8 protein-coding genes are annotated in these 12,894 nt (G+C 41.0%); 3 read left to right on the top strand and 5 right to left on the bottom strand.

Annotated features, from left to right (window positions below; all coding sequences use genetic code 11):
• Positions 1–22: 22 nt before the first annotated feature.
• The 4 genes from sufB to ydiJ form a co-directional block, all read right to left on the bottom strand.
• Positions 23–1,522, bottom strand: coding sequence for a Fe-S cluster assembly protein SufB (gene sufB / locus PSF09_RS00655; protein WP_004910407.1), 1,500 nt, complete (start codon positions 1,520–1,522; stop codon positions 23–25).
• Positions 1,523–1,538: 16 nt separating this feature from the next.
• Complete coding sequence (gene sufA, locus PSF09_RS00660) at positions 1,539–1,907, bottom strand: Fe-S cluster assembly scaffold SufA (RefSeq protein WP_004910405.1); 369 nt, start codon at positions 1,905–1,907, stop codon at positions 1,539–1,541.
• A 411-nt stretch (positions 1,908–2,318) separates the two neighbouring features.
• Positions 2,319–2,735, bottom strand: coding sequence for a 1,4-dihydroxy-2-naphthoyl-CoA hydrolase (menI, locus tag PSF09_RS00665; RefSeq protein WP_210838283.1), 417 nt, complete (start codon positions 2,733–2,735; stop codon positions 2,319–2,321).
• Positions 2,735–5,788 (bottom strand): D-2-hydroxyglutarate dehydrogenase YdiJ, encoded by a 3,054-nt coding sequence (gene ydiJ, locus PSF09_RS00670; RefSeq protein WP_272665054.1) that lies wholly within the window; start codon positions 5,786–5,788, stop codon positions 2,735–2,737. Before ydiJ ends, menI begins: the two co-directional genes overlap by 1 nt.
• Before the next feature lie 256 nt (positions 5,789–6,044).
• On the opposite strand from ydiJ, the gene ydiK reads away from it, so the two are divergent.
• Positions 6,045–7,160: an AI-2E family transporter YdiK gene (ydiK, locus tag PSF09_RS00675; protein ID WP_109911261.1), complete on the top strand. Its 1,116-nt coding sequence runs from the start codon at positions 6,045–6,047 to the stop codon at positions 7,158–7,160.
• Positions 7,161–7,873: 713 nt separating this feature from the next.
• Here the strand turns inward: ydiK and ppsA are convergent.
• On the bottom strand, positions 7,874–10,252 hold the full coding sequence (gene ppsA / locus PSF09_RS00680) for a phosphoenolpyruvate synthase (RefSeq protein ID WP_210840152.1): 2,379 nt from the start codon (positions 10,250–10,252) through the stop codon (positions 7,874–7,876).
• A 262-nt stretch (positions 10,253–10,514) separates the two neighbouring features.
• On the opposite strand from ppsA, the gene ppsR reads away from it, so the two are divergent.
• Both ppsR and PSF09_RS00690 read left to right on the top strand, forming a co-directional pair.
• Positions 10,515–11,378, top strand: a complete 864-nt coding sequence (gene ppsR, locus PSF09_RS00685) for a posphoenolpyruvate synthetase regulatory kinase/phosphorylase PpsR (protein WP_272665055.1) — start codon at positions 10,515–10,517, stop codon at positions 11,376–11,378.
• Between the two features lie 123 nt (positions 11,379–11,501).
• Positions 11,502–12,551 carry a 3-deoxy-7-phosphoheptulonate synthase gene (locus PSF09_RS00690; protein WP_110731879.1) on the top strand — a complete coding sequence of 350 codons (1,050 nt, stop codon included), beginning with the start codon at positions 11,502–11,504 and terminating at the stop codon, positions 12,549–12,551.
• Positions 12,552–12,894: the final 343 nt, after the last annotated feature.

The following is a 12,894-nucleotide window of genomic DNA, read 5'->3' on the forward strand; positions in this document are numbered from 1 at the left end:
GCGCAAATAAACTCGGTTAGGATCAGCCAACGCTGTGCTCTAAGCTGATCGCCAGTAATTTTTGTGCTTCTACAGCAAACTCCAATGGAAGCTCCGAGAACACATCTTTGCAGAAACCATTTACAATCATTGAAATTGCATCGTCTTCGCTGATACCACGTTGTAAACAGTAAAATAACTGGTCTTCCCCAATACGTGAGGTTGTCGCTTCATGTTCGAGTTGTGCCGTATTATTCTTAACTTCCACATATGGGAATGTATGTGCACCACATTGGGTACCAATTAACATAGAGTCACATTGGGTAAAGTTACGAGCGTTATGTGCACTCGGTAGAATTTTCACTAAACCGCGATAACTGTTTTGGCTTTTACCTGCAGAAATCCCCTTAGAAATGATCGTTGAACGAGTGTTTTTCCCGATATGGATCATTTTCGTTCCGGTATCCGCTTGTTGATTACCGTTCGTTAATGCAACGGAGTAAAATTCACCGACAGAGTTGTCCCCTTTAAGGATAACGCTTGGGTATTTCCATGTGATGGCAGAGCCAGTTTCTGACTGTGTCCATGACATTTTTGAATTTTCACCTTCACACAATGCGCGTTTAGTAACAAAGTTTAGGATCCCACCGGCTTCGCTATCTCCACCGGAGAACCAGTTTTGGACAGTCGAATATTTAACTTCGGCATCTTTATGAATAATAACTTCAACAACCGCTGCATGGAGCTGATAACTATCACGAACAGGTGCGGAACACCCTTCGATATAGCTCACATAACTACCTTCATCAGCAATTAAAATCGTGCGCTCAAACTGGCCGGTTTTGGCTGCGTTGATCCTAAAATACGTTGATAGCTCCATTGGGCAGTGTACGCCTTTTGGTACATACACAAAGGTACCATCTGAAGCCACTGCCGCATTTAATGCAGCAAAAAAGTTATCATGGCTCGAAACGACTGACCCGAGGTATTTCTGTACCAGTTCAGGGTACTCTTGAATAGCCTCACTGAACGAACAAAAAATAACACCATGTTTCGCTAAGTCATCACGGTAAGTTGTAGATACTGAGACCGAGTCAAAAATGGCGTCAACCGCAACGGCCTTCCCTTCACGTACAGGAACACCTAATTGGTTAAAGGCTTCTTCAACTTCAGCCGTTAAATAATTATTGGTTTCCGCCACACCAGTGCCTTGTGTAGCACCAGATTGCGAACCACAGGTATCATCACATGAGCCACAAGATGGCGCAGAATAATAGCTGTAGTCTTGGTAATCGAGATTTGGGTAATTTGCTTTAAGCCAATGAGGTTCTTCCATGCCTTTCCAGTGATTAAAGGCATCAAGACGGAATTGGAGCATCCACTCAGGCTCATTACGTTTAGCTGAAATTGCGCGAATAACATCTTCGTTGATGCCTTTCGCCATTTCATCCGTTGCGACTTCGGTAAAGAAGCCTTCTTTATAACGCTGGTCATCAAGCCAGCTTTGAACATCATCGCCAACTTCTACATTGCTCTGTGACATAATCTGACTTCACATGTTAAACGCCGAAGCTTTCACCACACCCACAGGCATGTTGGGCTTTCGGGTTATTAAATTTGAAAATTTGATTCAGCCCTTCTTGGACAAAATCAACGACTGTACCATCAATAAATGGCATTGCTTCTTTTGGCACATAAAGGTGTGCACCATCGAGTTCAAATAACAGGTGTTGGTCTGTTGGGTTTTCGATCATTTCAAACACATAACCGAAACCTGCGCAGCCAGACTGTTTTACGCCGAGTGAAAGCCCTTTTGTATTTGGGTTTTGCACCATCAATTTTTTGATTTGTTTTGCAGCGCTTTGTGTCAGGCTAACTCCCTGCCAATTGTTTTCATCAAATGAAAATGTCTCTACACCGTCAGTCATATTGACCCCACATTTCTTATGGCTTTTCAGCCTGTTATCAGGAGATTAACTCTGCCTACCCTATGGTAATGATTAGCTAATTGACTTCAACCATTTGTTTTAAGAGGTTATAGCTATTTTAGCACTTTTTTTGCTCGCACTCAGGTCAAAAAGCAAACAAAACGACAAGAAAACAAGCCTAACCAATTGATAAACAACAAATAAGTAGAGTTGTGTTTTTTATTTAAATTTGTACTAAATAATACACTTAAATGACACAAATTAATAAAGGTGCATTTATTATACAACTTAATTAACTTGATAAAAAATGAATTTATAGAAAGAATGGGCATAAAGCCATACAAAGTAAAGGGTTTTATCGGGTTTTCTGGCCTATCTCCAGCCAAAAAACCCATACAGTTAAAGTGGTTATCATTCAAATAATACAGCGGTTGTCAGGCGAGAAGTACAACACAATTTGCCTTGCTCATTGAAAATCTCAATATTCCATACTTGCTGACGACGCCCTAAGTGAATAGGTTTACATATGCCTTTAACAACCCCTGAGCGAGCCGCCCGAACATGATTGGCATTGATTTCCAACCCGACCACCTTTTGTTCTCCTTCCGAGCACATATAACCCGCAATTGAACCTAAGGATTCAGCTAATACAACAGAAGCACCGCCATGCAATAACCCAAAAGGCTGTTTGGTGCGATGATCAACAGGCATTATCCCTTCTAAATAATCATCGCCAATTACTGTAATTTCAATACCGAGATGCCCTAACATGCAGGTTTTTGACATTTCAGCGAGTTGCTGCAAATTAAATTGACGTTTCCAAATCATTAAACTATCTCCAGCAGCGCTTGAATCGGATGTTTTATCGATACATTTTCCATGCGTTTAACTTGGCTACGACAGGAATAACCTGAACTTAAACAACGTTCTTTTGGCAAAGAAGACATCGCCTCCTTCCACGATAAGTTATATATTCCTTTTGAATTTTCAAGATTGGCCACTTCGTGCCCATAAGTCCCAGCCATGCCACAACAGCCAACACTAACATTATTTAATGTTTGCCCAAAGCGTGCAAATAACACCGCCCATTGATTCGCACTATTAGGTAAAGCCGTAGATTCAGTACAATGACCGAAAAAATACCACGGCTGGGTCGATGTGGTTTGCACATTGTGTGGTTCAGGCAATGTCATTAACCATTCATGCGCTAACATCACCGTAAATTGGCAGTGATCTTTGCCTAAAATTTCATGATATTCATCGCGATAACAAAGTACTAGTGCGGGGTCAACACCGACCATTGGCAACTGCAATCTTGCCACTCGATTTAAAAAATCTGCCGTCTTACGAGCCGTTTTAGCAAACTTCGCTAAAAAGCCTTTGATGTGTTGTGCTTTTCCATTCGGCGAGAACGGTAGCAACACAGGCTTAAGACCTAATTTCTCAATTAAATGGACAAAATCTGCCACCACTTTGGCATCGTAATAACTAGTGAAAGGGTCTTGAACCACCAGCACATAGTTTTCACGCTGTGAAGCAGTCATACTTTCAAGTTGTTCAAGCGTGAGAGAAACCGCAGCATGGCCTGAAAGTTCTTGTTTTAACGTTGGTTGAGAAAATAACGGTAAATCGACCATACCAATGGTGTGCTGGCTCAATTTTTGCACCACTGGTTGACGCAAGAAGAAATTAAATACGCCAGGTAGTTTGGAAAATAATGGCGCACTTGCTTCAACGTTTGCAACAATATGGTCCCGAATAGGACGCAAATAACGCCCATGATACAACGCTAAAAATTTTGCTCTAAATGATGGGACATCAATTTTAATTGGGCATTGCGTTGAGCAAGCTTTACAGGCAAGACAACCAGCCATTGAGGCCTTCACTTCATGAGAAAAGTCATAATCACCTTGTTTAGCACGCCAAGTGTTACGTGTTTTTTCTATCAGCCCACGCAATGACGGTTGGTCTTGCGTAATGCCTTTTTCAAGGTGTTCTGGTGTAACGCCTTGTTCAGCTAATAGCCTTAGCCACTCACGGACAAGTGTCGCCCGGCCTTTTGGAGAATGAATTCGTTGGCCACTCACCTTCATCGACGGGCACATCGGGCTCTTCACATCAAAATTGAAACACAGCCCATTACCATTACATTCCATTGCACCACGGAATTCTTGGCGCATTTGGACGGGTATTTGTCGGTCATACGTTCCTCGTTTGATGCCATCAACCTGCTTCATCGGTGCATCCAGCCCCGCAGGTGGGCAAATTTTGCCCGGATTCAAGCGGTTATCAGGGTCAAATGCCGCTTTGATATTACGCAACTCACCGTATAGCACATCACCAAAAAATTCAGGGCTATATTGCGCACGGAAACCTTTCCCGTGCTCTCCCCACAACAACCCACCGTACTTAGCAGTTAACGCAACAATTTCATCAGAAATTTGTTTCATCAATACTTCTTGCTGTGGATCGCACATATCAAGCGCTGGACGAACATGTAATACCCCGGCATCCACATGACCAAACATACCATAATTCAATTTATGACTGTCTAATAACGCACGGAATTCCACTATATAATCAGCAAGATGCTCAGGAGGAACGCAGGTATCCTCAACAAATGGAATTGGCTTCGCCGCACCTTTACTGTTGCCCAACAGCCCCACGGCTTTTTTACGCATGTTATAAATACGCGTAATATCTTCAAGATCATGGCAAGTTTGATAGCCAATCACCCCAGCTTGATTATCCGCCATTAATTCATCTAAGCGTTGGCACAAGCTTTCAGTCAATTGATTGATTTCATTTTCATCATCGCCACTAAATTCAACGATGTTTAACCCTAACATCTCTTTGTTTGGCACATCCGTAATTAAGGCTTTGACGGAATGCCAAACGATGTCTTCTTTTGCCAGATTAAGCACTTTTGAATCCACAGTTTCAACTGATAGCGCTTTAGCTTGCACCATAAAGGGAGCATTACGCAGTGCAGACTCAAATGAGTCATATTTCACATTCACTAAACGACGGACTTTAGGGAGTGGTGTAATATCCAATGTTGCTTCAGTGATAAAGGCAAGGGAGCCCTCTGAACCAGTGAGAATACGAGTAAGGTCAAATTCTGTTAACTCATCATTAAACACATGACGTAAATCATAGCCTGTCAGAAAACGATTTAATTTGGGAAATTTTTCTTCAATTAAAGAGCGTTGCTTTAAACAGCGTTCTAGCACCGTTTTATAAATGCGCCCTACTGTAGAATCTTCTGACGCAATCGTTTGGGCGAGTTCAATAGGCATAGCACGCGTATCTAAGCATTCTCCCCCTAAGACCATAGCTTTGACGCCTAACACGTGATCAGAGGTTTTACCATATACTAATGAGCCTTGGCCTGATGCGTCAGTGTTGATCATTCCACCTAGCGTTGCTCGGTTACTGGTAGATAGCTCTGGTGAAAAGAAATAGCCATAAGGTTTGAGGTATTGATTTAATTGGTCTTTGATGACCCCCGCCTCAACCTTAACCCAACCTTGCTCTGGGTTTATTTCTAAAATTCGATTCATATAACGGGACATATCCACAACAATCCCTTCGGTTAAGGATTGCCCATTAGTTCCCGTTCCCCCTCCGCGAGGAGTAAAGCTAAGTTCACGAAATTTCGCTTGCCCCGCAAGCCGAGTGATTATTTGTACATCTGCACTCGAACGCGGAAACACAACCGCTTGGGGTAATAGTTGGTAAATACTATTATCTGTCGCCATGGATAAACGCTCAGCATAGCTGGTGCCGTTATCCCCAGTAAAACCGTGTTCTTGTAGCTCATGCAAGAACTCAATAACTAAATGACTAAGATGAGGAGCTTCTGATATACGCGGGATCATTATTAACGATGACTCTTGTTGTTTAGTGTTCGCATTACTCGTTATGTACTATCTTTATTTTAAGTTGCACAATAGTGTTTGAGGTCTATGATGAGTTACCTTCACAGCCTGTAAAGACAGCACAGCTGCTGATGACATTGTCATCATGAACCATATCACAATATTGTTTTTTTTAACCGTGAAAAATAATTACGTTATTTTCACCTAAAAATTTGCTACACACGCAGAATTTTCATTTGTAAAGGATCAATCATTAATGGAAAAATCGCAAAAGCGCTTGGATCTTCCCAAACTTATTTTCGGCCTATTATCCATCGTTTTAATGATAGCAGCCTGTTTTTGGGTACTTAATCCATTTATTCTTGGCTTTGTATGGGCGGGAATGATGGTAATTGCAACTTGGCCACTATTATTAAGACTAGAAGCTCGCTTATGGCGCAAGCGCTGGTTAGCTGCATTAGTGATGGTTCTTCTTATATTACTATTATTCGTTATCCCATTAGGTATCCTAATTGGCAGTATTATTGAAAACAGTACTCCACTTATTGATTTAGCTAAATCACCATCAAGCCTAACACTGCCTGATTTAGAATGGCTAAATACTATCCCGATGGTAGGTGAAAAAATTTACTACGCATGGCATAGCTTAGTTGCCAGTGGGGGTAATGCTTTACTGGCCAAAATTCAACCCTACTTTGGCCAAGCCGCAGGGTGGTTTGCCACTCAAGCCATTAGCGCAGGAAGATTTGTTTTTCACTTAATGTTAATGCTGCTGTTTAGTGGTTTACTCTATCTTAAAGGCGAATCAGTCATGGTTGGTATCCGCCATTTTGCTGTGCGTCTGGCAGGGATCCGTGGAGATGCAGCTGTCGTATTAGCAGCGCAATCTATTCGAGCCGTTGCGTTAGGTGTTGTCGTGACTGCACTAATTCAAGCCATCGTCGGTGGTATTGGCCTCGCCCTTTCTGGCATCGGTTATGCAGCAATCTTGACTGTTCTATTGTTTATTTGTTGTGTGGCTCAATTAGGGCCTTTGTTAATCATGATCCCTTCCGTGTTATGGCTGTTTTGGACAGGAGATACGACCTGGGGGATCATCTTGGCCATTTGGGCTGCAGTTGTCGCTACTATGGATGGCGTTCTTCGCCCATGGCTAATTAAAATGGGCGCAGACTTACCCATGGTTCTAATCCTTGTTGGTGTTATTGGGGGAATTTTATCATTTGGTATGATTGGTTTGTTTATCGGCCCGGTTGTATTAGCCGTTTCTTACAGCTTATTAAAAGCTTGGATGAACGAAGTCGCTGTTCCGAATGAAGACTTAACAGAAACTGAAAAGTTTCTAGAGGAAGAGTTTTCGATTAAAAAGTAGTATACCGCCAATTAGTCGCAGGTATGTTTAAGCTATACATGCCTGCGAACTTAATAAATCCAGCTCCATTAATATTTAGAAACAATATTTAACATTCTAACGTTAGTATTTAGTCTAATTTATGTTAACATAAATCTATTGAATTAATTCTCTTTAAGTAACAATGAGTAATATTAATATTGAGAGTGTTCTTAATGATTGTATAATATGAATAGTTTAATATTCAATTATTGAATCATATGAATCTAAGAAGCCGCGCCCTTCCCCCTTTAGGCGTTGCTTTATTAAAACTGAATTGCTGTGTGTAGTCTTTGCCTGTCAGCCCATGATAGGCTTTTTTTTTATCTTTATTTAATATGAATACTATTCATGTCATAATCAGAACATCACTTTATAATTATTGATTAACATCAATTTTTGTCATTATTATTCGTTATGATACTCCTTTAGCGTTATATAATTAATTAACTTGCGTTACTCTTATTTAGCATATATTTGCCTATTAAATTTAATACACATAATAAGGGTAATTATATAAGACTTATTGGTTGTTTATGCCTAAAAAGCATTACACAACCACTTATTCAAAACTATTTAATATCAAACTACCTATTATAGAATTTATCAATTTCTATAATAGGTAGTTTTGATTAAGTAAACACAAAGGCTGAATGTTATTCACATTCAGCCTTGATAATTAAAAAACTAAATAGTTATTGATTTTCAGCTATCGTTAGCCATGTTTGCACGACGGTGTCAGGGTTTAAAGATAAACTATCAATACCTTCATCAACCAACCATTGAGCAAAATCTTGATGATCGGATGGCCCTTGCCCACAAATGCCTACATATTTATTTTGGCGTTTCGCAGCCTGTATTGCCATGGATAGCATCGCTTTCACGGCATCGTTTCGTTCATCGAATAATTCAGAAACAACCCCCGAGTCCCTATCAAGACCTAACGTTAACTGAGTCATATCATTCGAACCGATAGAGAAACCGTCAAAATGTTCGAGGAATTGATCAGCCAGTAAAGCATTTGATGGGATTTCGCACATCATAATAACTTTTAAGCCATTTTCACCACGTTTCAAATCATGTTTAGCCAATTCTGCAACTACGGCTTCCGCCTGTGCAACCGTTCGAACGAATGGGATCATGATTTCAACATTTGTTAGGCCCATGGTATTACGAACACGTTTAACCGCTTCACATTCCAATGCAAAACAGGCACGGAAGCTATCAGACACATAGCGCCCTGCACCACGGAAACCTAACATTGGGTTTTCTTCTTCAGGTTCATAAATATCCCCACCGACTAAGTTGGCATATTCGTTTGACTTGAAGTCAGATAAACGGACAATAACGCGTTTTGGCCAGAAGGCTGCGGCTAACGTCGAAATTCCTTCGGTTAATTTACCGACATAAAATTCAATCGGGTCATCATAACCTGCCATCATTTGGCGAATTTCTGCTTGTAGCTCAGGAGATTGCTTATCAAATTCCAGCAACGCTCTTGGGTGAACACCAATCATACGATTGATGATAAATTCAAGCCTAGCTAAGCCCACGCCTTCATTAGGTAAACAAGCAAAATCAAATGCACGGTCAGGGTTACCCACGTTCATCATAATTTTGACATCTAGGCTTGGCATATCACTCACTTCAGAGCTATGAATCTCAAACGCTAGTTTACCTTCATATACAAAGCCTGTATCACCTTCAGAACAAGAAATAGTCACCTCTTGGCCTTCTTGCAAGCGGTCAGTCGCATCACCGCAACCGACAACGGCTGGAATCCCTAACTCACGAGCGATAATCGCAGCATGGCAGGTGCGCCCACCACGATTGGTAACAATCGCAGCCGCTTTTTTCATTATAGGCTCCCAATCAGGGTCGGTCATATCGGTAACAAGTACATCTCCCACCTGAATTCTATCCATTTCACTCAAGTTATGAATAACTTTAACAGCCCCTGAGCCAATTCGATGACCAATTGCACGTCCTTCAACTAAAACTTGTCCTTGTTGTTTTAATTGATAACGCTCCATCACTTGTTGATTAGAACGAACAGTTTCTGGTCTGGCTTGAACTATATACAAACGTCCATTATGACCGTCTTTTGCCCATTCAATATCCATTGGGCGACCGTAGTGTTTTTCAATCTGTAAAGCTTGGCGTGCAAGCTCTTCAACTTCGTGATCAGCCAAAGAGAAACGATTGCGTAGAGCCTCTGGCACATCTTCGATTTGTACTTGTTTTCCGTGCTCTTTACTGTTGGCATACACCATTTGTAATTTTTTTGAGCCCAGTGTACGACGTACAATCGCAGGACGGTTATTGGTTAACGTTGGTTTATGGACATAAAACTCGTCAGGGTTCACAGCGCCTTGTACCACCATTTCACCTAAACCATACGCAGAAGTGATAAATACAACTTGGTCGAAACCTGATTCAGTATCAATCGTAAACATGACACCCGACGAGGCTAAATCTGAACGTACCATGCGTTGAACACCCGCAGAAAGTGCTACGCCGCGGTGATCATAGCCTTGGTGAACGCGATATGAAATCGCACGGTCATTAAATAATGAAGCAAAAACGTGTTTAATCGCAACTAAGACTGCGTCTATCCCTTGAACGTTAAGGAATGTTTCCTGTTGCCCTGCAAACGAAGCGTCAGGCATATCCTCAGCAGTTGCCGATGAACGGACAGCAAATGAAGCTTCCGCTTCACCTTCTGACAGTTGCGCGAATGCATCACGAATATCTTGTTCCAACTCCTTCGTCAGTGGTGTATCAATCACCCATTGACGGATCTGAGCACCTGCTACAGCCAGTTGGTTCACATCATCAATATCCGTTTCATCTAGCAGGTTATAAATGCGCTGATTTACACCGCTCTGCTCCAGAAAATCATTAAACGCCTGTGCGGTTGTCGCGAAACCGTTAGGTACGGATACTCCCAGATCAGATAAGTTAGTGATCATTTCACCGAGAGAAGCATTTTTGCCCCCAACACGGTCAACATCATTCATCCCTAATTGGTTATACCAAAGTACATTACACGGAGTGAGGCCATTTGTGGACATTGAAAGCGATCCTTTTATAGCAATTTAGTGACAGAGTACAAATCGTAAAAAATCTCGTTGGCGAAAATTCGCCTCGTGAAATAGACTAGCACAGACGCTAAGAGAAGATGGACAGGTGAATCGTTCCATCACTGAAGAAAACTTTTTTGTTCTATAAATCGTTCAAAAAATGGCTATAGTTCCCCCTATAAACTAATTTTTAAACTTTAAACAAAGATAATATCTCCCAATATCCAGTGATAAATACAATAAGAGACAAATAATGATGACCGAATTAGGAGCAATGAATAATATGGCAAGCCAAGTTCAACGCACTGTTTTTTTTATTTCTGATGGAACAGCGATCACCGCTGAAACTTTAGGACACGCCGTACTTTCTCAATTTCCTCTGTCATTTATTTCTTATACTCTGCCGTTTGTCACAAGCGAAGCTCGCGCGCAAGAAATTAAACAAAAAATTGATATTATCTTCCATGAAACGCAGTTGCGCCCTTTGGTTTTCTATTCGATTATCTCCCCCGAAGTAAAGCAAATCATTACTCAAAGTGCCGGGTTCTGCCAAGATATCGTCCAGAGCTTAGTCGCCCCGATTCAAAAAGAAGTCGGCCTAGAACCTGAGCCCAAACTTAACCGAACCCATGGTTTATCTATGCAGAATATGAATCAATATGATGCACGTATCGCTGCCATTGAATACACACTGGCTCACGACGATGGGATTTCGTTACGAAACCTAGACCAAGCCCAAGTGATACTGATAGGGGTTTCACGTTGTGGTAAAACACCAACAAGCCTCTATTTAGCGATGCAATTTGGTATCCAAGCAGCAAACTACCCATTTACGGCTGACGATATGGATAACTTACAGTTACCTGCAGCATTACGCCCATATACGCATAAATTGTTCGGTTTAACCATTAGCCCTGAACGGTTAGCAGCCATCCGTGAAGAGCGCCGTGAAAATAGCCGCTATGCCTCCATAAGGCAATGCCGTATTGAGATAGCTGAAGTTGAAGCTTTATTTAGACAAAATAAAATCAACTACTTAAATACAACTAACTACTCTGTTGAAGAAATTTCCGCAAAAGTGATTGATACCATGGGCTTACAAAGACGAATCTTTTGATGAATACAAATAAAAAAAATATTCATTCCTGCTAAGTTGAAGGTTGAAATTACGCCACATTCGTTTATTGTGATCTTAATCACTTATAGGGCATACGCCTATTAAAGTTCTTTGAGAAAGAAAATGCACAAAACTGATGAATTACGTACTGCGAGAGTGGATAGCTTAATTACCCCGCAAACTCTCGCTGATGAGTTTCCTATTTCCCAAAAAGTCGCCGAAAACGTGACAGCGTCACGTAAACGCATAGAGCAAATTTTATCCGGTCAAGATCCGCGTTTACTGGTTATTGTTGGCCCTTGTTCGATTCATGACATCGATGCTGCTATTGAATACGCTAAAAAATTAAACGCATTAAGAGAGCATCATCAAGACCGTTTAGAAATCGTCATGCGAACTTACTTTGAGAAACCACGTACTGTCGTGGGTTGGAAAGGGTTAATTTCTGACCCAAACCTTGATAATTCTTGCCAAGTTAATACCGGTATCCGGTTAGCTCGTAAATTATTAATTGAAGTTAACCAATTAGGGTTAGCCACGGCAACCGAATTTCTTGATATGGTCACCGGGCAATATATTGCAGATCTGATTAGTTGGGGTGCAATAGGCGCTCGCACAACAGAAAGCCAAATTCACCGTGAAATGGCATCTGCATTGTCTTGCCCTGTTGGCTTCAAAAATGGTACAGATGGTAATATTAATATTGCCATTGATGCAATAAGAGCTGCAAAGGCACAGCACATGTTTTTATCACCAGATAAAAACGGGCAAATGACCATTTACCAAACTAGTGGTAACCCACATGGTCATATCATTATGCGTGGGGGTAAACAACCTAATTACACTGCCGGTGACTTAGCCGCAGCTTGTGACAAACTACGTAAATTTGAATTACCAGAGCATTTAGTCGTCGATTTCAGCCATGGTAATTGCCAAAAAATTCACCGTCGTCAACTCGAAGTTGCTCGAGATATCGCTGAACAAATAAAAGATGGTTCTACTGCTATCAGTGGTGTAATGGCAGAAAGCTTCTTGGTTGAAGGCACGCAAAAAGTGGTTTCTGACCAACCTTTGGTTTATGGCCAATCAATTACCGACCCATGCCTTGGCTGGGAAGATACCGAGCAACTTATTGAAATTCTTGCTCAAGCTGTTGAATCACGCTTTAAATAAACCCAATAACTCCAAAATTCTTCTATTACAAGCCCTTTAGTTTCGTTCACTAAAGGGCTTTTTTATATTTATAGCAGAAATAATTATTATTTAAATATAATTAAATCGATATAATAATCTAATTAATCAAAATAAAATAGAATTTTAATCCAAAAAAATCTTGACCCACCCCACACTAACGATAATAATTCTCACTACGAACTAATTTATGCGTTAGGTTTCCTGTAGCCCAGCCCGACTATCCACTACAACATTACAGTGATAAATAGTTCTAACAAATAAATACACTACGCGAACACTCATTGCATGCCACCCAGAGATTTTATCCAGGCAGCCAGCAAAT

It is taken from the genome of Providencia sp. PROV141 (genome assembly GCF_028481645.1).
Taxonomy (GTDB): Bacteria; Pseudomonadota; Gammaproteobacteria; order Enterobacterales; family Enterobacteriaceae; genus Providencia; species Providencia rettgeri.

Excerpts from the sequence above, each read along its gene's own strand:
- sufB (WP_004910407.1), bottom strand. The coding sequence starts at position 1,522 with ATGTCACAGAGCAATGTAGAAGTTGGCGATGATGTTCAAAGCTGGCTT.
- sufA (WP_004910405.1), bottom strand. The coding sequence starts at position 1,907 with ATGACTGACGGTGTAGAGACATTTTCATTTGATGAAAACAATTGGCAG.
- menI (WP_210838283.1), bottom strand. The coding sequence starts at position 2,735 with ATGATTTGGAAACGTCAATTTAATTTGCAGCAACTCGCTGAAATGTCA.
- ydiJ (WP_272665054.1), bottom strand. The coding sequence starts at position 5,788 with ATGATCCCGCGTATATCAGAAGCTCCTCATCTTAGTCATTTAGTTATT.
- ydiK (WP_109911261.1), top strand. The coding sequence starts at position 6,045 with ATGGAAAAATCGCAAAAGCGCTTGGATCTTCCCAAACTTATTTTCGGC.
- ppsA (WP_210840152.1), bottom strand. The coding sequence starts at position 10,252 with ATGTCCACAAATGGCCTCACTCCGTGTAATGTACTTTGGTATAACCAA.
- ppsR (WP_272665055.1), top strand. The coding sequence starts at position 10,515 with ATGATGACCGAATTAGGAGCAATGAATAATATGGCAAGCCAAGTTCAA.
- PSF09_RS00690 (WP_110731879.1), top strand. The coding sequence starts at position 11,502 with ATGCACAAAACTGATGAATTACGTACTGCGAGAGTGGATAGCTTAATT.